General features: G+C 70.6%; 18 protein-coding genes. 14 read left to right on the top strand and 4 right to left on the bottom strand.

The features are described 5' to 3' along the window. The first annotated feature begins 17 nt into the window (after positions 1–17). The gene (locus ACFWCK_RS14365) at positions 18–1,448 is read left to right on the top strand and encodes a YibE/F family protein (RefSeq protein WP_378806485.1); all 1,431 of its coding nucleotides are present in this window, start codon (positions 18–20) and stop codon (positions 1,446–1,448) included. A 6-nt stretch (positions 1,449–1,454) separates the two neighbouring features. On the opposite strand, the gene ACFWCK_RS14360 is transcribed toward ACFWCK_RS14365, so the two are convergent. After that, complete coding sequence (locus ACFWCK_RS14360; RefSeq protein ID WP_378806483.1) at positions 1,455–2,141, bottom strand: DUF899 family protein; 687 nt, start codon at positions 2,139–2,141, stop codon at positions 1,455–1,457. A 134-nt stretch (positions 2,142–2,275) separates the two neighbouring features. Between ACFWCK_RS14360 and ACFWCK_RS14355 the strand changes: the two genes are divergently transcribed. The 7 genes from ACFWCK_RS14355 (at position 2,276) to ACFWCK_RS14325 (ending at position 9,768) form a co-directional block, all read left to right on the top strand. Beyond that, on the top strand, positions 2,276–2,857 hold the full coding sequence (locus ACFWCK_RS14355; RefSeq protein WP_378806482.1) for a TetR/AcrR family transcriptional regulator: 582 nt from the start codon (positions 2,276–2,278) through the stop codon (positions 2,855–2,857). Between the two features lie 357 nt (positions 2,858–3,214). Beyond that, positions 3,215–4,525 carry a cell division initiation protein gene (locus ACFWCK_RS14350; protein ID WP_233310995.1) on the top strand — a complete coding sequence of 437 codons (1,311 nt, stop codon included), beginning with the start codon at positions 3,215–3,217 and terminating at the stop codon, positions 4,523–4,525. A gap of 226 nt (positions 4,526–4,751) precedes the next feature. Beyond that, positions 4,752–5,150: a Fur family transcriptional regulator gene (locus ACFWCK_RS14345; protein ID WP_233310996.1), complete on the top strand. Its 399-nt coding sequence runs from the start codon at positions 4,752–4,754 to the stop codon at positions 5,148–5,150. A 73-nt stretch (positions 5,151–5,223) separates the two neighbouring features. Continuing rightward, positions 5,224–6,231 carry a permease gene (locus ACFWCK_RS14340; protein WP_378806760.1) on the top strand — a complete coding sequence of 336 codons (1,008 nt, stop codon included), beginning with the start codon at positions 5,224–5,226 and terminating at the stop codon, positions 6,229–6,231. Then, a complete protein-coding gene (locus ACFWCK_RS14335; protein ID WP_378806480.1) occupies positions 6,224–7,036 on the top strand; it encodes a TIGR03943 family putative permease subunit in 813 nt (270 codons plus the stop codon). Before ACFWCK_RS14340 ends, ACFWCK_RS14335 begins: the two co-directional genes overlap by 8 nt. Further along, positions 7,026–8,933 carry a hypothetical protein gene (locus tag ACFWCK_RS14330; RefSeq protein ID WP_378806478.1) on the top strand — a complete coding sequence of 636 codons (1,908 nt, stop codon included), beginning with the start codon at positions 7,026–7,028 and terminating at the stop codon, positions 8,931–8,933. The genes ACFWCK_RS14335 and ACFWCK_RS14330 overlap by 11 nt, the downstream gene beginning before the upstream one ends. Before the next feature lie 19 nt (positions 8,934–8,952). Beyond that, the gene (locus ACFWCK_RS14325; RefSeq protein ID WP_378806476.1) at positions 8,953–9,768 is read left to right on the top strand and encodes a DNA-3-methyladenine glycosylase; all 816 of its coding nucleotides are present in this window, start codon (positions 8,953–8,955) and stop codon (positions 9,766–9,768) included. Between the two features lie 46 nt (positions 9,769–9,814). Here the strand turns inward: ACFWCK_RS14325 and ACFWCK_RS14320 are convergent, their stop codons facing one another. Both ACFWCK_RS14320 and ACFWCK_RS14315 read right to left on the bottom strand, forming a co-directional pair. Further along, positions 9,815–11,563: a glycoside hydrolase family 3 protein gene (locus ACFWCK_RS14320; protein ID WP_378806475.1), complete on the bottom strand. Its 1,749-nt coding sequence runs from the start codon at positions 11,561–11,563 to the stop codon at positions 9,815–9,817. A 19-nt stretch (positions 11,564–11,582) separates the two neighbouring features. Then, positions 11,583–12,845 (bottom strand): MFS transporter, encoded by a 1,263-nt coding sequence (locus tag ACFWCK_RS14315; protein WP_378806474.1) that lies wholly within the window; start codon positions 12,843–12,845, stop codon positions 11,583–11,585. Between the two features lie 130 nt (positions 12,846–12,975). Here ACFWCK_RS14315 and ACFWCK_RS14310 point away from each other — a divergent pair, with 130 nt between their 5' ends. From ACFWCK_RS14310 to ACFWCK_RS14285, 6 genes are all read left to right on the top strand, one after another. Next, positions 12,976–14,019, top strand: coding sequence for a LacI family DNA-binding transcriptional regulator (locus ACFWCK_RS14310; RefSeq protein ID WP_378806472.1), 1,044 nt, complete (start codon positions 12,976–12,978; stop codon positions 14,017–14,019). 180 nt (positions 14,020–14,199) lie between these two features. Beyond that, positions 14,200–14,436 (top strand): 50S ribosomal protein L28, encoded by a 237-nt coding sequence (gene rpmB, locus ACFWCK_RS14305; protein ID WP_045271470.1) that lies wholly within the window; start codon positions 14,200–14,202, stop codon positions 14,434–14,436. Further along, positions 14,436–14,606, top strand: coding sequence for a 50S ribosomal protein L33 (gene rpmG, locus ACFWCK_RS14300; protein WP_045250846.1), 171 nt, complete (start codon positions 14,436–14,438; stop codon positions 14,604–14,606). The genes rpmB and rpmG overlap by 1 nt, the downstream gene beginning before the upstream one ends. A 3-nt stretch (positions 14,607–14,609) precedes the next feature. Continuing rightward, positions 14,610–14,915, top strand: a complete 306-nt coding sequence (rpsN, locus tag ACFWCK_RS14295) for a 30S ribosomal protein S14 (RefSeq protein WP_233311002.1) — start codon at positions 14,610–14,612, stop codon at positions 14,913–14,915. A gap of 265 nt (positions 14,916–15,180) precedes the next feature. Continuing rightward, positions 15,181–15,468 carry an HU family DNA-binding protein gene (locus ACFWCK_RS14290; RefSeq protein WP_045250850.1) on the top strand — a complete coding sequence of 96 codons (288 nt, stop codon included), beginning with the start codon at positions 15,181–15,183 and terminating at the stop codon, positions 15,466–15,468. Between the two features lie 269 nt (positions 15,469–15,737). Next, positions 15,738–17,921, top strand: coding sequence for a cytochrome c oxidase assembly protein (locus ACFWCK_RS14285; protein ID WP_378806471.1), 2,184 nt, complete (start codon positions 15,738–15,740; stop codon positions 17,919–17,921). 119 nt (positions 17,922–18,040) lie between these two features. Here ACFWCK_RS14285 and ACFWCK_RS14280 read toward each other — a convergent pair whose 3' ends face one another. Beyond that, positions 18,041–19,159 (bottom strand): hypothetical protein, encoded by a 1,119-nt coding sequence (locus ACFWCK_RS14280; protein WP_378806470.1) that lies wholly within the window; start codon positions 19,157–19,159, stop codon positions 18,041–18,043. Positions 19,160–19,197: the final 38 nt, after the last annotated feature.

Below are 19,197 nucleotides of genomic sequence, written 5' to 3'. Positions count from 1 at the left end.
AGTGGAGGAGTTCGGCGATGGGGCACGGGCACGGACATGACTCGGCGGCGATCCGGCAGGTTCGCGTCGCACGGACTCCCCGGCGCATTCTGCTGACAACGCTGATCGTCGTCGGAGCGGTGACGATCGTCGGACTGCTGCTCCTGTGGCCCACCGCGGCGCGTCCGGGAGGCGCAGCGACTGCTTCTTCCGCACAGAGCACGACCTATCCGACGGGCGAGATCGTGAAGCTGACCGACTGCGCGGATCTGCCACCATCGGCGGGCGGCGGATCCGGCGGGGCAACCGGCTCCGGGGGAGCGGGCGCCGGTCCCACTGGTCAATCGGGCGCTGGTGGCGTCGCGGCCCCTGCTGCGGGAGGCGCGGCCCCCGCGCCCTGCGTGATCGCCCAGGTCAGGATCGAGAGCGGCGCCCGTGCCGGAGACAAGGTCACGACCATGCTGAACGGGCCGTTCGCCCGTGCGGGTCTGCGTCCCGGCGACCGGCTCGAGCTGCGGGTGACCGAGGTTCCGGGGCGCGCGAACGTCCCGCAGCCGGGCGGGGTGGATCCGGGGATCGCGGCGTTCGGCGTGGTCAGGACCGTACCGCTCGCGGTGTGGGCCGGACTGTTCGTGTTGATCGTGCTCGTGGTCGGACTTCTCCGCGGCCTGCTCGCGCTCGTCGGGCTGGTCTTCAGCGGCGCCATGATCGTGATGTTCATGCTGCCCGCCTTGCTGCACGCCGGGCCCGCGATGGCGATCGCCCTCGTCGGATCCTCTGCGATCCTCTACGTCGTGCTGTATCTCGCGCATGGCGTCTCCATGCGCACGAGCGCCGCGCTTGCGGGAACCCTGGCGGGTGTCGCCATCACCGCGATCCTGGCCCAACTGGCGGTCGGTACCACCCGGCTCAGCGGCCTCGACGAGAGCGCCGGCTTCCTTGCGCCGATGGTGCCGCAGGTCGACTTCCAAGGGCTGCTGACCTGCGCGATCATCATCGCCGGCCTGGGCGTGCTCAACGACGTGACGATCACGCAGAGCTCCTCCGTCTGGGAGCTGCGCGCGGTCGCCCCGGAGCTCTCTCGGCGGCAGCTCTTCGGCCGCGCGATGCGCATCGGACGGGACCACATCGCGTCCACCATCTACACGATCGTGTTCGCCTATGTGGGGGCATCCCTCAGCGTCGTGCTCCTGCTCTACGTGTACGACCAGCCGATGGTGAGCCTGCTGAGCCTGGAGGACATCGCGACGGAGGTCGTCCGCACGCTGTGCAGCGGGATCGGGCTCGTGCTCGCCGTTCCGCTCACCACGGCCATCGCCGTCGCGTTGCTCCCGCCCCGCTCCGCCGTGACGGGGGAGTCGATGCCGTCCTCGCTCGGCGACGACGATGCCGAGAAGGTCGCCTGGCTGCGCACCTTGCGCACCGTTGAGGACGAACCGCTGACGCGGCCGAGTCCGCGCACCGCGTGAATCCCGCTATGCGGCCGGATCGCCGTAGCGCTCGGCGATCTCCTTCGACCCCGGCCATCCCTCATAGGTCGGATGCTGGGGCCAGCCGTCCGGGACGTCCTGCCAGACCTCCTGACGCCCGTACGGCAGCACGTCCGCGATCGCGAAGGTGAGCATGAACTGCTCGGCGCCGCGGCCGGTGGTGTGCCAGGTGCGGTAGACGTCATCGCCGTCGCGCAGGAACACGTTGTACGCGAATCCCTCACCCGGACCGGCATTCATGTCCGCGCCGAAGGTCGACGCCGCCGAGGAGTACCAGGTCATGCGGTTCCCGACGCGCTTCTTGTACGCGAGGATCTCGTCCATCGGCCCGTTGGTGACGACGACGAACCGCACATCCAGCGGCTCCACGATGTCGGGACGCGCGAACTGCGCCGTGCCGCCGGTGCAGCCCGGGCACTGCCAGGTGGCGCCGTCGGTCCACATATGGTGGTAGGTCACGAGCTGGCTGTGCCCGTCGAAGATCTCGGCCAGGGTGACGGTGGATCCGTCCTCGGCGATCAGCGTGTACTCGGGCAGCTTCACCGCGGGCAGGCGCCGCCGCGCGGCTGCGATCGCGTCCTGTTCGCGGGTCGCGGCCTTCTCGCGCACGCGCAGCTTCGCGAGCTCCTCGCGCCAGGTCTGCTCGTCGACGACAGGGGGCAGAGCGGTCATGACTTCCTCCGATGGTCGTTCCGTTCGCGGCGGCGGCGCCGATGTTCACGGCGTCCACATCTGCTATGTTCACACCGTACACATGTGCGCCCGCCAGGACAAGGGCCGCGGGGGACGAAGCGAGAGGGGATCCGGTGGCCTACCATCACGGCGATCTCGCGACCGCCCTCGTCCAGGCGGCCGTCGACCTCGGCCGCGAGGGCGGGCCCGCGGCGGTGACGATCCGCGAGGCGACCCGTCGGGCCGGCGTCTCGCCGAACGCCGCGTACCGGCACTTCCCGAACCGTGCGGCGCTGCTCGACGCGACGGCGGCGGCGATCCAGCAGGGCCTGGCCGCCGCGATGACCGATGCCCCGAACCGCTCTCCGGCCGCGCGGCTGCAGCGGATCGGCGCCGCCTACGTCGACTTCGCCCTGGATGAGCCGGGCTGGTTCGCGGTGGTCTTCTTCGGGATCCGGCCGCCGGATCCCGCCACGGTGCGGCAGGCGCCCGCGTTCGTCGCGCTGACGGCCGCGCTCGACGATCTCGTCGCGGCTGGCGGCCTCGCAGCGGAGCGCCGGGACGACGCCGCGTGGGCGTGCTGGGCCACCGTGCACGGCTTCGCAGAGCTCTGCCTGCGCGGACCGCTCGCGGGCGTGGGCCGGGCGGAGCAGCGTCGACGCGCCGAGGTCGCGATCCACGCGGTGATCGCCGGGATCCAGCTCGACGCCGGGTGAGGATCTCGTGCGGTCGCGCTCTCCGCGATGACCGTTCTCAGGACGGGGTCCGCCTTCGAGCGGAAAGTCACGTGCGGGGCGCCCGCTTCCGACAGATGATCCTGAGAACGGTCAGGAACGATTCCGCGCCCGGACCGCGGTCGTCGATGCGGCGATCCGCCAGGCGATCGTTCCGCGTCCGGCCTTGCTCCGACCCTGTCGGCACAACGGAACGGCGGGTTAGGATCTTCAGGACTCGCGCGGATCGCGGACCCCGCACCCAGGGGCGCCGGACGACGCGATTCCCCCTCCGCATCCATCCTCCTGGCGCATCCCCCCTGCCCCGGAGCAGGAGGGGCGAACAGAAAGGCGCGGCACGTGGCCGAGGCAACTGAGGACCGAGCAACCGAGGACAAGGCCCCCCAGGGTGACTTCTTCGATCAGCTGCTGGACAACCCGACGACGCAGCAGTCCTTCACGATCGGCTTCCGCGGTTACGACAAGACCGAGGTCGACGCGCATCTGACCGCGCTCACCGAGGAGCTGCGGCGGGCGACCGAGTCGGGCGCGAAGGCCGACGCCCACCTGCGCGGCGAGCTCGGCAAGGTCACGGAGAAGCACCGCCAGGACCTGGAGAAGGCCACCGCCGCGCATGAGAAGCGCGCGGCGCAGCTGGAGTCCGACCTCGCGACGGCGAACGCGAAGATCGCCGAGTCGGCGCAGCAGATCCAGTCGCTGAGCACGGCCCTGGCCGGATCCCAGGAGGACATCGACGAGGCCACCTCGCGCTCGCAGTTCGAGACCGTGCTGCGCGTGGCGGAGGAGCAGGCCAGCGTCCTGATCCAGAACGCCGCGGTGCAGGCGGAGCGCCTGCTCGAGGCCGCCCGCGACGAGGCCGCCGCCAAGCGCGCCGAACTCGACGCCGATGTCGCACGGATCACGGCGCAGGCCGAGCGCGACGCGGACCAGGTGCGTCTGAAGATGGAGACCGAGTTCACCGCGCACACGGCGCAGGTCGAGCGCGAGGCCGCGCACGCCGCCGAGAAGGTGAACCACGCCGAGCAGGAGGCGCACTCGATCCGCACGGAGGCCGAGAAGGGCGCGGCCGCGCTGCGCGCGATGGTCACCCGCGAGACGACCGATCTGCGGGTCTCGGCCGAGCGCGAGGTGCGCGAGATGAACGCGCGCGTGCTGGAGATGGAGGAGTCCCTCACGCGCCGCCAGGACGACGCCCAGCAGGAGTTCCTCGTGCTGCACAACCAGGCCGTCGCGCACGCCGAGCGCATCACCGCCGATGCCAACGAGCAGGTCGCCTCCTCGCTCGCGCACGCCGAGCGCATCTCTGCCAAGGCCGAGGACTACGAGCGCCTGATGCGCTCGCAGGCCAGCGCGATCGAGGCCGAGGCGCAGGTGCGCGCCCGCGAGACCCTCGACCGCGCCCGCACCAAGTCGCAGAAGATCGTCGACATGGTCACCGCCCACACGGCCAACGTCGTGCGCGACGCCGACGACCGCGCCCGTCAGCTGCGCTGGCAGCAGCAGCAGCTCACCAGCTTCATGGCCGAGGTGCGCGAGCTGATCCGCCCCGACGGCGCTCTCGGCAGCGAGGCCTCCGGATCCGCTCCCGCCGCCGCGGAAGCGGAGGGGTCTGCAGAGGCCGAGGCATCCGCGGAGGGCGCCGAGGCCTGACCCTTTCCGGGGTCGTTGAGCGAACACGCGCGCAGCGCGAGTGAGACGAAACGCGGTGATCTCGCAAGGTCGCCGCGTTTCGTCTCGGTCTGCGTTTCGACTCGGTCGGTGCGCGACCTCGCTCAACGACCGTGCGGCGGCCTCGCTCAACGACCCCATCCTCGCTCGGAGGTCACGGATACGCCGCTCCCAGCCGCGGACCAGAACCCCGCTCTAGACTCGAGGCATGGCTCAGCGGAACACGTGGCAGCGCGAACGCGTGCGCGAAGAGCTTTCCGACGTGCGCGGATTCGTCAGCGCGCAGACGCTGCACCAGGCGCTTCGAGAGGCCAACACCGGCATCGGCCTGGCGACCGTCTATCGCGCCCTGGCCGGGCTCGCGGCCTCGGGTGAGGCTGACTCGCTGCAGAGCCCCGAGGGCGAGGCGCTCTACCGCGCGTGCAGCAGCGAGGGCCACCACCACCACCTGATCTGCCGCTCCTGCGGGATGACCGTGGAGATCGAGGCCACCGACGTCGAGCAGTGGGCGCAGCGCACCGCGGCCCTGCACGGCTTCCGCGACGCGGAGCACGTCGTCGACATCTTCGGACTGTGCGCGAGCTGCGCGAACGCCGCCCAGGAGTGATCCCCGCGTGACCCTGACGACCCCCGGCCGCCGTGCGACTGCCGCACGAGACGGCGCGGCGACTCCGCACGCGCTGCGCACCCCACCCCCGCGGCTGTCCGGTCGCGCGGCGCTCATCGGCGCTGCGATCGGCGTCGCCGTGGTGGCGGCCCTCGTCGCGATCGACGTGCTGGCGCCGCATCTGTTCTCCGCCCGCCTGCCGAACCGGCTGCAGGACGGGCTCACCCTGTCGCTGAGTGTGCTGTTCGAGGCGCTGCCGTTCGTGATCCTCGGCGTGCTGCTCTCGATCGTGGTGCAGGTGTGGCTGCCCGCCGGCGTGATCGAGCGCGTGCTGCCGAAGCGCGGCTGGGCGCGCCGGGCCGTGCTGTCGCTGCTGGGCATGCTCATCCCGGTGTGCGAGTGCGGCAACGTGCCGTTCGCGCGCGGCCTCATGATGCGGGGCCTGGGGCCGGCGGAGGCGCTGACCTTCCTGATCGCGGCGCCCATCGTCAACCCGATCGTGATCCTCACGACCCATGCCGCCTTCGGCTTCGACGGCGGAATCCTCGTGGCCCGCCTCGTCGGCGGCTACCTCGTCGCGAACCTGATCGGCTGGGTCTACAGTCGTCATCCGGATCCCGACGCGCTGCTCACCGCGCGCTTCCGCGACACCTGCGAGGTGGTCGTGCACGAGCAGGGATCCGGGATCCGCCGGAGTCTCGCCCAGTTCCTCATCGAGCTGCGCGCCGTGATGCCCGCGCTGATCATCGGATCCGCGCTCGCCGGCGCCGTGCAGGTGCTCGTCCCGCGCGACGTGCTGCTGGCGATCGGCTCGAACCCGCTGCTGTCGGTCGTCGCGATGATCGCGCTGGCGATCTCGGTGGCGATCTGCTCGAACGTCGACTCGTTCTTCGCGCTCTCGTTCGCCTCGACGTTCTCCCCGGGCGCGATCGTCGCCTTCCTGCTGGTGGGTCCGCTGGTCGACATCAAGATGATGGCGCTGCTGCGCACCACCTTCACCGCCCGCACCCTTGCCGGGATCGTCGGCATCGTGGTCCTGTTCGGCTTCGCTCTGGGGATCGGGGTGAACATCCTTGCCTGAGACGACGACCGCGCACCGGCCCTCCCGCGCGCAGGCCCTCGGAACCCGCTGGCTCGGCGCCGGCCTGGCGGCCGCGCTCGCGATCGCCACCCTCGCCCTCGCCTTCACGGGACGACTCACCCTCTACATCAGCCCCGAGACCGTGTGGTTCGCCGTCGCCGCCGCGATCGTGACGCTCGTCGGGGCCGTGTGGTCGTGCGTGCTGCCGCTCGGCGCGGAGCAGGATCACGGGCACGATCACGGCAACGCCGGCCACGACCACGATCACGCGCACGCATCGTCCTCGCGCCGTGTCCTCGGGGCCGTGGTGGGTGCGACCGGCGGAGTGATCGCGACCGGCGTCGTCGCCGGCGCGCTGCTGCTGCCTCCCGCATCCCTCTCGGTGGACATGGCGATGCAGCGCGCCCCCATGGGCAACGTGCTGTTCGCCGGCGCCGACGACGTCGCCCTCGGGGCGAACACCGACACCAGTACGTTCGGCGTGGGCGGCTGGGCCAGCGTGTTCGCCACCGGCTCCCGGCCCGAGAAGTACGACGGATCCACGGTGACCCTCACGGGCTTCCTGACGCCCAGCGGATCCGCGAAGGATCAGGCGCACCTCACCCGCATGGTCATCACGCACTGCGTGCTTGACGCGCAGCCCGCGTCGGTGCCCGTGCAGATCAGCGGCTGGCAGGGACAGTACGCTGTGGGCGACTGGATCCAGGTGAAGGGGACCGTCCGCGCGAGTGCGGACGGGAAGCTCTCGATCGTGCCGGCCAGTGTGTCGAAGATCCCGGAGCCGAAGGACCCCTATGAGCACTGACGACGCGGATCACCCCCTCACCCGCGCCGAGCTGCGCGCGCGCCGCGCCGCGGAGGAGACGGCTGCCGTGGAGCCCGCGGCGCCGGAGGGCTCCGCGTCGGCGCCGGAGGGCGCCGAGCCGGCTGCTCCCGATGATTCCGCGCCGGCACCTGCGACGCCCGGGGTTCCGGCTGCAGCGGATGTCCCGGAGGCTCCGCGGATCCCCGCCGTGCCGGCCGCGGAAGCGCCGGTCACCCGCTCCGCCGCGCCCGAGCAGGTCTTCGACGCGAGGCCGGGCCCGCGACGCACCCCGAACGGGCCATCGGGCGTGAGCGTCTCGAGGGACGAACCGGGCCAGGAATCGACCGGCGGCCCGGACGCGACCGACGGCCCGGATGCGGCCCCGGCGCCCGGTGCGCCAGCGGCCACGCGTGTGCATCAACAGGACCCGCCCCTCGTGCCGGACGATGCGCGTGTCGAGGAACCTCCCACGGATCCACGGCTCCAGGCGCCGGAGTGGCAGCCGCATCCCACGCCCGTACCCGTCAAGCGCCGCAGACGGTTCCCGCTGGTCCTCGGCGCGGTGATCGCAGTGCTCGTCGTCGTGGTCGCGGCGTTCGGGGTGATCACGCTGCTGCAGGGACCGCGGATCAGCAGCGTGAAGATCGACGCGCAGTCCGCGATCGACGCCTCCGGCACCCGCATGATCATCACCGCCAGCCAGCCGCTGGCGAAGGTGGATCCGAAACAGGTGACCGTGAGTCCGCAGGCTCCGTTCACAGTCGACACGTCGGGGCGCAACCTCGGGATCCGCTTCACCGTGCCGCTCGACGACGACACGAACTACACCGTCACCGTGAAGGACGCGACCGGCACCGACAAGCAGCGCCAGAGCACGCTGCAGGCGACCTTCCAGACGCCGAAGTCGACGATCTTCCTGCTCCAGCGCAACGCCGACGGCGACGACACGATCTTCCTCACCGATCTCGGTGGCAAGAACGCGGTCCCGGTGGTGCAGCACGAGAAGATCGACGATTTCCGGGCCACCGCCGATCACCTCGTGGTGGCGACCGAGAAGGACGGCGCGTCGGTGCTGCTGGTGATGGACCGGAAGGGCAAGAACCAGCGGCAGCTGAAGCTGCCCGGCGCCGGGTTCCTCTCGAACCTGCAGGTGTCGGAACGCGGGAACCTGGTCGGATACACCTTCACCGACAAGGGCATCAGCGCGACCAGCGGTCGGGCGAGCATCCTGGTGACCCAGTCGCTCACGGGCGACGGCGAGCCGCAGATCGTCACGGTCGGCGACAAGATGCCGAGCATCGCCCAATGGGCGTTCGTGCCCGACTCGTCCTCGGCCCTGTTCATCGACTTCAGCGGCGCGCTGTACGTCGAGGACCGCGCCGACGCGAAGGCGAAGCCGACCGCCCTCGGCGCCGCGCAGACCGTCGAGGGCATCTCCCGCGGCACCTACACGGCGATCGTGAGCCGCGGCAACGACCTCGTCGAGCTGAACCTCGCGGACGGATCCGAGAAGCCCCTGGCCGCCTCCACGCCCGACTTCGGCGTGCCCGGCACGATCGCCCCCTTCCCGGGCGGAACGCTGCGACAGGTCGCCACCCGCGACGCCACCGGGCTGCCGACCGGACAGATCGTCACGCGCGTGGGCGACGACGGCAAGGCCACGAAGCTGTTCAGCGTGACCGGATCCGATGCGATCATGCAGGCCTGCCCGTCGCCGAGCGGGCAGTACAGCGCGATCGTGGTGGCTCCCAAGCTCGTCAACAACCCGTACGACCAGTCGCTGCTGCCGCTGCCGACCACGATGCAGACGCACATCGTCGACACGAAGACCGGCAAGGAGCTCGTGGTGCTGGCGGGCTTCGACCCCTCGTGGTGCGCGCAGGCGCCGCACCGGTGATGACCGGGTCCGCCAGCCGATGACCGGATCCGACGCCCGCCGCGGCGGCACGAGCAGGAGCGGATCCGACGGTGCGGGGCTGCGCCGCGCGACGCGGGAGGACCTGCTGGCGCTGCCGCTCGAGGTGGCGCCGCGTCTGCTCGGCGCCCGGCTGCGCACGCTCGTGGACGGCGCGGAGGTGCAGCTGCGGATCACCGAGGTCGAGGCCTACCACGGCAAGGGCGTCGGCGACCGGCACGACCCCGGATCGCACGCCCGGATGGGGCGTACCGCGCGCAACGCCACGATGTGGGGCGAGCCCGGGCATCTGTACGTCTACCTCAGCCACGGCATCCACTCGTGCGTGAACGTGGTGTGCGGACCGGACGGCGTGGCCGGCGGTGTGCTGCTGCGTGCCGGCGAGGTCGAGACGGGTGTCGAGGTGGCGGCGGTGCGGCGCGGGCTACTTCCCGTTCTCAGCGTGGATTCGGCGAAATCACCGAGAACGGAGCGGATCGCGCCCCCGGAGGAAATCGATCCTGAGAGCGGTGTGCTGCCGCTCCGCGCGACCCAGCGGCGCGACCTGGCTCGCGGCCCCGGGCGGTTCGGGCAGGCCTCGGGCCTGCGGCACCCGCAGCATGACGGCATCGACGCGATCACCGGGCGGCCGCGGGCCGGTGCGGTTGCCGAGCTGTGGCTCGCGGAGCCGCTCGCCGACATCGCCTCCGGCCCGCGGGTGGGCGTCGCCGGTCACGCCGGCACGGACGCGTTCCCCTGGCGGTTCTGGATCCCCGGGGATCCGACCGTGTCCCCGTTCCGCTGGGGGCGCGGAGCCGCCGAGGCCGCCGCACGCTGATCCCGGAGACCGCGCGACCGGCCGTCTCCGCCGAGCCGGTGCGGGCTCAGCCTGCGCTCTGCGCGCGCCGCACGCCGAAACCGGTGTGGAAGCGCGGCTCCGCGGTATCGAAGGGCACGTCTTCGCGGGATGCTTCGACCGCCTCCATCGATGCCGGGATGTCGAACGGGAACGCACCGGTGATCGCCGCCCGGCCCTGCAACGCCGCCAGCAGCACGGCATCGCTCGCGCCGAAATCGCCGACGACCGCCGCGGCGACCTCGACCAGGGGGCCGAGGATTGCGGGGCGCTCCAGGTACACCGATACGAAGACCGGCGCGACCGATGCGTATGCCGTCAGTCGCTCGAGGATCTCGTCGTCGAACGCGAGCGTGCCGCCGTGGAAGAAGTCACCGAGCGATCCGCGGCCCGGGGTGAACGGCGCGTCCAGACGCACCACGATCGCGTCCGCCTCGGCGGCATCCGTCACCGGAATGAGACCGGCGTCGCGGGCGGCCTGCGCCGCGACACCGTCGAGCAGCACCCGCGCACCGGTCGCGAGCACTGGCGCGTCCGCCGTCGCCAGTACCAGGGACTGCGCCTGCGCACGCACCCCGCGGGCCGTGAACTCCGGCGATCCGCAGATCTCCCGAGTGCGGGCCACGTCGACGCGACGGTGCTCGAACACTCCGAGACGGAACTTCTCCCGCAGCAGCCGCCGGATCGATTCGTCGAGCCGCGACTCCCGGATCCGGCCGGAATCGACGAGCTCCTCGATCAGAGCCGCATTGCGGTCTCCACCGAACTGATCGACGCCCACGTCGATCGCGATCGCCGCGCGCTCGCCCGGGGTGAGGTGCTCCAGCCCCCATCCATTCGGGCCGAACTGCAGATCACCCATGGGTTCGGCCTCGAGCAGGTTCCAGTCGGTGACGACGACGCCGTCGAAGCCCAGTCGGCGGCGCAGGATGTCCTGCACCACGGGCGCGTTGAACGCGAACCCGACCTCGGGCCATGCCGTGCCGACCGGCTTGCCGTAGTAGGTCATGACCTGAGTGGCTCCGGCGGCGAAGGCGCGCTCGAACGGGCGCAGGTGCAGCTCCTGCTGCCCGCCCGGATAGACCTGCTCGGGGTAGCGCGGGTCGTGCGCATCGTCGCCCCGCAGCTGCGGGCCACCGCCGGGGAAGTGCTTGACGACGGCGGCGACCGACTCCGGGCCGAGCTCTGGTCCGCCGCGCAGCGCCTCGATGAAGGCGACGGTCAGGTCGGCGACGCGCTCCGGATCCTCGCCGAAGGTGCCGGACCCGCGCGACCAGCGCGGCTCGCTGAAGATGTCGGCCATGGGGCCGAGCAGCACCCGGATGCCCATCGCGAGGAACTCCTGCCGCATGGTGTCGCCGAACGTGCGGGCGGCGTCGAGCCCGCCGATCGCCGCGATCCCCGGGTAGTCGGGCCAGCGGGACAGACTGTCCAGCGCCTGCCCGGTGAAGAGGTTGCTGCGGAAGCCGTGCCGAGGATCCGAGGACAGAGTGATCGGGATCCCGAGCCGGGTCGACTCGGCGATCTCCTGCAGGGTGTTGTGCCACTCGGCGACGGCGGCGCTGTCCTCCCCGCCGAGCACGTTGAAATGGCTGATGCCGACGGCGCCGGCGTAGCGCTCGGCGGCGGCGAGGGCCTCCGTCTCGCTGAGTCCGTCGCCCGCGGGAGCGGTGGACGGGTGGAACATCATGGCGGCCTTCTCGGCGACCGTCATCCGGCTCAGCAGATCCTCGACACGGCGATCGATCGGCAGGGAGGGATCCTGGTAGTCGTTCATCGGTTCTTCTCCGGATTCGTCAGCGGGTGGAGCGCACGAGCAGCATCGGCACGAAAGCCAGCAACGTGAGGGCGGCGCTGACGAGCAGCAGCGCGGGGTAGTTCGCCACTCCGCCGCCGATGCCGAGCAGCAGGGGGGCGATGAACGGCATCACGGAGTAGGGCAGCGAGAGCGCGATGTTCACGACGCCGAGATCGCGGGCTGCCGTGGCCGGGTCGTTCATGGTGGCCACGGCGAAGCCGATGTAGCCGCCGTACGCGATGCCGGTGCCGAGGCCTGCGGACAGGGAGAGGCCGACCATGAACAGCGGCACGGTATCGGCGAAGGCCAGCAGCACGAGCCCCGCAACGACGAACAGGGCGCCGATTCCGAGGATCACCTTTCGGCGTCCGGTGCGGTCGTTCAGCCATCCTGCGAGCGGGGCGCTGGCGACGGCGATGATGCCGGGGATGACGTACGCGAGCGTGATCAGGCCGGGCAGCTCCGCCTGGGGCGGGGCGACACGATCCTGCAGCAGGTAGACGGTGTAGGTCGAGATGACGCCCATGCCGCAGGCGATCAGGAACAGTGCGGCGAGGAACTTCGCGAAGTCGGGGGAACGTCGCGGGTCGATGTAAAAGCTGCCGAAGAACTCCTTGATGCTGAACGCCGGCATGTCAGCGGGCGCGGGGGCGTCATCGCGGAACATCACGATCAGCAGTGCGGAGAACAACACCGCCACGATCACCGGCAGGCCGAACTGGGCGATCACGCTGTCGGGGAACCACTGCACGAAGAACACGCCGACGAGCACTGCAGCGGAGGATGCGGTGCCGCTGAGTGCACCGACGATGCCCTGCTGCTTCTCGGGCACCCGGTCGGGCACGATGGCGAGCACGGCGGCGATCGCCGCGTTCACGAAGGCCTGCATGATGATCCAGCCGAGCAGCAGCAGTGGGAACGAGCTGCTGAGCCCGATGATCACGGCGCCGACGATCGTGCCCGCGAGGCCCACGACGATCCACGGGCGCCGGCGGCCGAACCTGCTGCGGGTGCGATCGCTGAGGCGACCGAACAGCGGGTTGGCGATCAGAGCGACGAGCGTTCCCACGCCGGCGGCGATCGAATAGCTGGTCGTCTTGCCGTCCGGATCGATCTGCGAGATGCGCAGCGCGAGAGTCACGGAAGCCGGGAGCATGATCGACATCCAGATGCCGAACATGGCCAGGGCGTAGATCAGAACGAACGCCGGGCGGACGGGCCGGACTGCGACGCCGGTCTCCGGCAGTGGGGAAGCGGTCATGGGATCCTCAACATCGAGCGATTGGAAACGCTACCGGTAACGTTTGCGGTAGCGGTACCGATAAGGTAGGGCGAACCCGGGCGTGTCGTCAAGTCCATGATCACCGGGAAGGATCCGGAAGGGGTCGAAGGTGCGGAAAGTGACGCTGGCCGATGTCTCGGCTGCGGCTGGAGTCGGCGTCGCGACGGTGTCCCGTGCGCTCGGCGATCATCCCGACGTGAGCCAAGTCACTCGTGACCGGGTGCGCACGATCGCGAGGGAACTGGGCTATCGCCCGTCCGTCGCTGCGCGGGCGTTGCGCTCCGGGGGATACCAGGCGATCAGCGTCGTCGTCCCGGACGCCGCCTGGGGCTGGTGGGAGCCCGTGGTGCGGGCTGCATTCGCGGCGGCCGCCGAGGAGGGCTACCAACTGCTCGTGCACCCTGTGGCGGGCGCTGCGGGCGGAGCGGCGTCCGTCGTGCGGAGCCTGGCGAACGTGCCCACCGAAGGTGTCGTGGTGATCAGCGTGCCCGATCAGGACGGAGTGCGCCGAGCCTGCGACGATGCCGCGCTCTCCGCCGTCGCCATCGACGACACCAGCCGGACGGTGCGGTTCCCCACGGTCTCCGTGGCCAACCGGCACGGCGCGCGCGAGGTGGTGCGCCATTTGATCGCCCAGGGGCGGCGCCGCATCGCGATGCTCGTCACCGACTTCAACTCAGCGGATGTCGCGAACTGGGGTGACGGGCTGTTCGTGGACGAGCGCCTCGCCGGGTACCGGGACGCGCTCGAGGAAGCCGGAGTCGCCTTCGATGAGGCGCTCGTGATCCCTTGCGCGTCGCCCTTCGACGAGACCGCCAAGGAGTGGCCCGAGCTGCGCCGCGCCCTGGCCGACGGCCTGGGGGTCGACGCGGTGTTCTGCGTCGCCGATCTGATGGCTGTCGCGGCGATCCGCTCGGTGCGGGCCGAAGGGCTGCGTGTCCCCGAGGACGTGTCCATCGCGGGATTCGACGACGAGCGTGCTGCGTTGCTGACGGACCCGCCGTTGACCACGGTGCGCCAGCCGTACGAGCAGATGGGGCGGCTCGCCGTGGAGCTGCTGCTGCGGAGCATTCGCGGCGATGAGCTCGACGAGAGCCGCATCGAGATCGAGCCGACGCTCGTCGTTCGCGAGTCGACGGCGGTGGCACGCTGACGGCGATCGCGCCGACATGCCCGGGTTCGGATCCGTGCTAGAGTAGCTCTTTGTCTGCGCACACTCCTGTGCGCAGTTCGTGTGCCTCCCCTCCATGCCGAGCGATCGGGCGGGGGAGGGGCGTGCAGACAAGGGATCTTGGGTGGGGCCGTCCGGCCTCACGGTAGAGAAGGAGTCATCATGGCAGCAGTGTGCCAGGTGACCGGAGCAGTTCCCGGTTTCGGTCACAACATCTCGCACTCGCACCGTCGGACGAAGCGCCGCTTCGACCCGAACGTGCAGAAGAAGACCTATTTCGTTCCGTCGCTGGGTCGCAAGATCACGCTGAACGTGTCCGCCAAGGGCATCAAGGTGATCGACGCCCGGGGCATCGAGAAGGTTGTCGCGGACCTCCAGGCGAAGGGTGTGAAGCTCTAATGGCCAAGAAGGCACAGGACATCCGTCCGATCATCAAGCTGCGTTCGACCGCGGGCACGGGGTACACCTACGTGACCAAGAAGAACCGCCGCAACACCCCCGACCGCCTCGTGCTGAAGAAGTACGACCCGGTGGTTCGCAAGCACGTCGAATTCCGAGAGGAGCGTTGATCCATGGCTAAGAAGAGCAAGATCGCGCGCAACGAGCAGCGCAAGGTCGTCGTCGAGCGTTACGCCGAGCGTCGTGCCGAGCTGAAGAAGACCCTGGTCGACCCGAACGCGACCGAGGAGGCCCGCGAGGCCGCCCGCGTCGGTCTGCAGAAGCTTCCGCGCAACGCGTCGCCGGCCCGCGTCCGTTCGCGCGACGCCATCGACGGCCGCCCCCGCGGTGTCCTCACGAAGTTCGGCATCTCGCGTGTCCGCTTCCGTGACATGGCGCACCGTGGCGAGCTGCCCGGCGTGACCAAGTCGAGCTGGTAAGCAGTCTTCTTCCCTGAGTTCAGGGAATCAGGGGCGGGGATCTTCGGATCCCCGCCCCTTCTGCATGTCGGGATTCCGGATCCGACCTGTGACTGGAGTGACGGATGAGGCGCGACACGCCGCCGCAAAACGTCAAAACCCGCGAAATGACGCGGAAAACCGGGGTTTGGTTGATACATTCAAGGCGGTCGTTCGACCAACGGGGGGCATCCGCCCATCCGGAACTCTGATACGAAGCGACGGGATCCCGTCGCTGGAGGATGAAATGGCTGACAAGTCCATCACCAAGACCGAGCTCGTCGCGAGCATCGCCAGCGCCACCGGCCAGAGCCAGGCTGCCGTCTCCGGCGTTCTCGACGCCCTGTTCGCCACGGTCTCGGACGCTGTTGCCAAGGGCAGCAAGGTCTCGATCCCGGGCTGGATCTCCTTCGAGCAGGTCGCGACCGCCGCCCGCACGGGCCGCAACCCGCAGACCGGCGCCGAGATCAAGATCCCGGCCGGCAAGCGCGTCAAGGTGACCGCCGGTTCCAAGCTCAAGGCTGCCGTCAAGTAATTCGGCTCCGCCTCGCAAGGCCGTCCCTCTCCGGAGGGGCGGCCTTTCGCGTGCACCGGCTCTGCTGCGCCGTTGGGTTCTGTGGGCGCGAAGGTTGCCGGCGCACGATGCCGCTTTGGGGCGCACTTCTCCTGTTCGGGGCGCGTGAGGAGCGGGGAACGCGGCGTACGGCGCCCCAAAACGAGGGGATGTGCCCCGAGAACTGGGTGCGAGCGTCGGGCGAGCCCGCTCCCGGCAGACCCCGAGCGACAGCGGAATAGGCTGGAGGGGTGAATCGCCCCGCCACCGGGGTCCGCCCCGAGACCGGGTCGGATGCCGCCCGCTCCGCCCTGCCCGCCGGATCCCCGACCCTGCGCATCGCCGGTCCCGTGATCCTCATCGGGGCCGCGATCCTCGCCGTCGTCGCCGGGCTCGCTTTCGGCGGGGGCGCGGCGCCGAACCTGCTGCTCGATCCCGGACCCGTGGTGCGCTGGGGCCTGCCCGTCGTGAAGACGATCAGCAACCTGGGCGCGGCGGCGATGCTCGGATCCCTGGTGCTGGCGCTCTTCTCGTTGCGCAGCGGGGCGCGGTCGTTCGAGATCGCGCTGGACACCGCCTCCATCGGCGCCGCGGTCTACACCGTGGCGAGCGCCGTGGCGGGCCTGTTCACGTTCCTGCAGACGCTCGGAGTGAAGCTCAGCGCGGGACCGGAGTTCGGCGCGCAGCTGGGCCGGTTCCTGCTGGAACTGCCTCTCGGCCAGGCGTGGCTGATGACGGTTCTCGCGGGCGCCGTCATCACGATCGCCGCCTTCGCCTTCCGCGGCTGGACCGCCACACTGCTCACGGCGATCCTCGCCGCCGCCTCGTTCATCCCGCTCGCGACGCAGGGGCACGCGGGCGAGCTCAGCGGCCACGACGCCGCCGTGAACTCGCTGCTGCTGCACACGATCGGCGCCGCGGTGTGGATCGGCGGCCTCGTGCTGCTGATCGTGCTGCGCGGATCCCGCAGCGAACTCGCCGAGACCGCACGCCCAGGCGCGAGCACCGCCGTGGCGAAGAACGCGGCCAAGAGCGGCGCGAAGACCGCGGTGACGCCCGGAGCGAAGGGTGCCCACAAGTCGGCGGGCGCGAAGAAGGCCAAGGGCGCCCTCACGTTCGCAGCCGTCGTGCGCCGCTACTCCTCCCTCGCTCTCGCCGCCTACGTCGTGGTGGCGGTCTCAGGCGTCGCGCGATCGATCGTCGCGGTGGGCGACTGGGCCGGCCTGCTCACGCCCTACGGCGGTCTCATCGTCGCCAAGGCGATCGTGCTGATCCTGCTCGGCGCGCTCGGCGCCCGCTACCGCACCCGGCTCATCCCGAAGCTCGAGGCGGGGGGATCCGGCCCGTTCTGGACGCTGGTCCTCCTGGAGCTGGCGCTCATGGGGATCGCCTCCGGACTCGCCACGGCGCTGTCCCGCACCGCTCCGCCCACCGGACTCGAGGTGGCGACCGTGCGCACACCGGCCGAGATCCTCACCGGCTCCCCGCTGCCGCCCGAGCTGACGCCGATCCGCTGGATCACCGCGTGGAACATCGACCTCATCTGGGCGGTCGCGGCCGCGTTCGGCATCGTGCTCTACGTGCTCGGGGTGCTGCGGCTGCGCAGGCGCGGCGACGCCTGGCCGATCCACCGCACGGTCTTCTGGATCCTGGGGATGCTGGGTCTGGTGTGGGTCACCGGGGGCGCGATCAACGCGTACCAGGAGACGCTGTTCAGCGTGCACATGCTCGGGCACATGATGCTGTCCATGGCGATTCCGCTGCTGCTCGTCGCCGGTGCCCCGGTCACCCTGGCCCTGCGTGCGATCGACAAGCGCGATGACGGCACCAGGGGCGGACGGGAGTGGATCCTGTGGGCCGTGCACTCGCCGTTCTCGCGTGTGGTCACCAATCCGTTCGTGGCGGCGGCGATCTTCGTGCTGTCGCTGTGGGCGTTCTACTTCACCGACCTCGTGCGCTGGGCCATGACCGATCACATCGGGCACGAGTGGATGACGATGCACTTCCTCATCTCGGGGTACCTGTTCGTGCTCAGCCTGATCGGAGTGGATCCGGTTCCGCGGCGGCTGCCCTATGCGGGGCGCCTCATCACGCTCATCGCCGTGATGGCCACGCACGCGTTCTTCGGCATGGCGATCATGATGCAGTCGGGCCTGATGGTCGCCGAGTGGTTCGGATCCATGGGCCGCACCTGGGGAGCGACGCCGCTGCAGGACCAGTACGTGGGCGGCGGCGTGGCGTGGTCGGTGGGGGAGATCCCCACCCTGATCCTCGCCATCACGGTCGCGATCCAGTGGAGCCGCAGCGACGCGAAGGTGCAGAAGCGCCAGGATCGTGCCGCCGACCGCACCGGCGATGCCGAACTCGAGGAGTACAACGCGCGGCTCGCCGAGCTCGCCGAGAAGGACGCCAGGGCCGCCGCGCGCGGGCGCTGAGGCACCCACGGGGTCGTTGAGCGAGCGAAGCGAGACGAAACGCGGCACCCCGGCAGGGCACCGCGTTTCGTCTCGGTCGCCTTCGGCGTCCTCGCTCAACGACCACCTGCGGGGCGGGCTCAGCCCTCGGATCCAGGCGGCGGGGCGGACTGCTCGGGCGAGGTGATGCTGATCGAGGCGGACCCGTCGGGCAGGAACCGGATCGTCCCGTCCACCTCGAACGGCACGTCCTGGTCGACGTGCGACACGGATCCGTCGTAGAGCGACTTCACGTCGAGCTGGATGTGCGCGGTGGCGGGCGTCGCCGCGATCTTCCACCCCTCGCCATCGGGCTGCAGCGTGATCTCGGGCCCCTTGACCATGCTCCAGGTGGGGCCGTCGATGACCCGGTTGGGCACGGTCTGACCGAACGGGCAGCCGGTGGGCTGCAGCACGTGCTGCGTCGTGCACTGCGCCAGGAAGTCGTCGACCCGCTGCTGCACGACCTTGACGAAGGCGTCGGTGGGCGCGGCCTGCACATCCAGCGGCACGTCGGCGAGCGGTTTGTCGGCGAGCACGCCGATGCCGGTGGCCGTCGCGGTGGCGGTCTTCACCGACACCGAGTAGAGCCCCGGGGAGAACACCAGCATCGGGACCGGGTCGAGTGCCGACGAGTCCGCCCCCTGCGCGGCGACCTGGCGGCGGTCCAGCTCGAAGTCGTTCACGAAGAACCGGTCGGATCCGCGCACGGTGAGCGAGATCACGGCGAGCGGGCTCTGCGCGAACTCCCACGCGGGTGCGACGCCGATCCAGCCGTCCTGCGCGACGCGGAAGGTGGAGGACCCGGGGTGGCCCCCGGCCTTGTACGTCACGGTGACCGACGTGGCGTCGCCGTCGGCGTGCTCGTCGGTCACGGTGATGTCGGTGAGAGTGCCGAGCGCGTCATGGCGCAACAGGGCATCGGAGGCGGCCCGGAACGTGTCGCTGTCGAGGTCGCCGTGAGAGAGGGCGACGCCGGGCAGGCGCAGCGCGTCGGCCGCGCGACCTTCGCTGAGCAGCGTGAGATAGCGCGTGACGAAGGCGGAGGGGCTGTAGAACTGGCGGTAGACGGTGAGCCCGCCGGCCGCGAGCGCGGCGGCGAGGACGACGCCGACGACCGCGAGCAGCGTGAGGTCCGACCAGAGCGAGGCACGGCGACGCGCACTCCGCGCCCGGCGCGACCGCACGCCTGGCGTCAGCACCCCCGCCGACTGCACCATGTTCGCCAGTCTACGAAAGCCCGCCTGCGGGAACCCCG

Source organism: Microbacterium sp. NPDC060117 (assembly GCF_042729315.1).
Taxonomy (GTDB): Bacteria; Actinomycetota; Actinomycetes; order Actinomycetales; family Microbacteriaceae; genus Microbacterium.
The sequence above is the reverse complement of the archived record's forward strand: the minus strand, read 5'-3'. Positions and strand labels throughout refer to the sequence as shown.

Bases quoted from the DNA above. Each gene is read 5' to 3' on its own strand.
- ACFWCK_RS14365 (WP_378806485.1), top strand. From the start codon at position 18: ATGGGGCACGGGCACGGACATGACTCGGCGGCGATCCGGCAGGTTCGC.
- ACFWCK_RS14360 (WP_378806483.1), bottom strand. From the start codon at position 2,141: ATGACCGCTCTGCCCCCTGTCGTCGACGAGCAGACCTGGCGCGAGGAG.
- ACFWCK_RS14345 (WP_233310996.1), top strand. From the start codon at position 4,752: ATGGCTCAGCGGAACACGTGGCAGCGCGAACGCGTGCGCGAAGAGCTT.
- ACFWCK_RS14330 (WP_378806478.1), top strand. From the start codon at position 7,026: ATGAGCACTGACGACGCGGATCACCCCCTCACCCGCGCCGAGCTGCGC.
- ACFWCK_RS14325 (WP_378806476.1), top strand. From the start codon at position 8,953: ATGACCGGATCCGACGCCCGCCGCGGCGGCACGAGCAGGAGCGGATCC.
- ACFWCK_RS14320 (WP_378806475.1), bottom strand. From the start codon at position 11,563: ATGAACGACTACCAGGATCCCTCCCTGCCGATCGATCGCCGTGTCGAG.
- ACFWCK_RS14315 (WP_378806474.1), bottom strand. From the start codon at position 12,845: ATGACCGCTTCCCCACTGCCGGAGACCGGCGTCGCAGTCCGGCCCGTC.
- rpmB (WP_045271470.1), top strand. From the start codon at position 14,200: ATGGCAGCAGTGTGCCAGGTGACCGGAGCAGTTCCCGGTTTCGGTCAC.
- rpmG (WP_045250846.1), top strand. From the start codon at position 14,436: ATGGCCAAGAAGGCACAGGACATCCGTCCGATCATCAAGCTGCGTTCG.
- rpsN (WP_233311002.1), top strand. From the start codon at position 14,610: ATGGCTAAGAAGAGCAAGATCGCGCGCAACGAGCAGCGCAAGGTCGTC.
- ACFWCK_RS14290 (WP_045250850.1), top strand. From the start codon at position 15,181: ATGGCTGACAAGTCCATCACCAAGACCGAGCTCGTCGCGAGCATCGCC.
- ACFWCK_RS14280 (WP_378806470.1), bottom strand. From the start codon at position 19,159: ATGGTGCAGTCGGCGGGGGTGCTGACGCCAGGCGTGCGGTCGCGCCGG.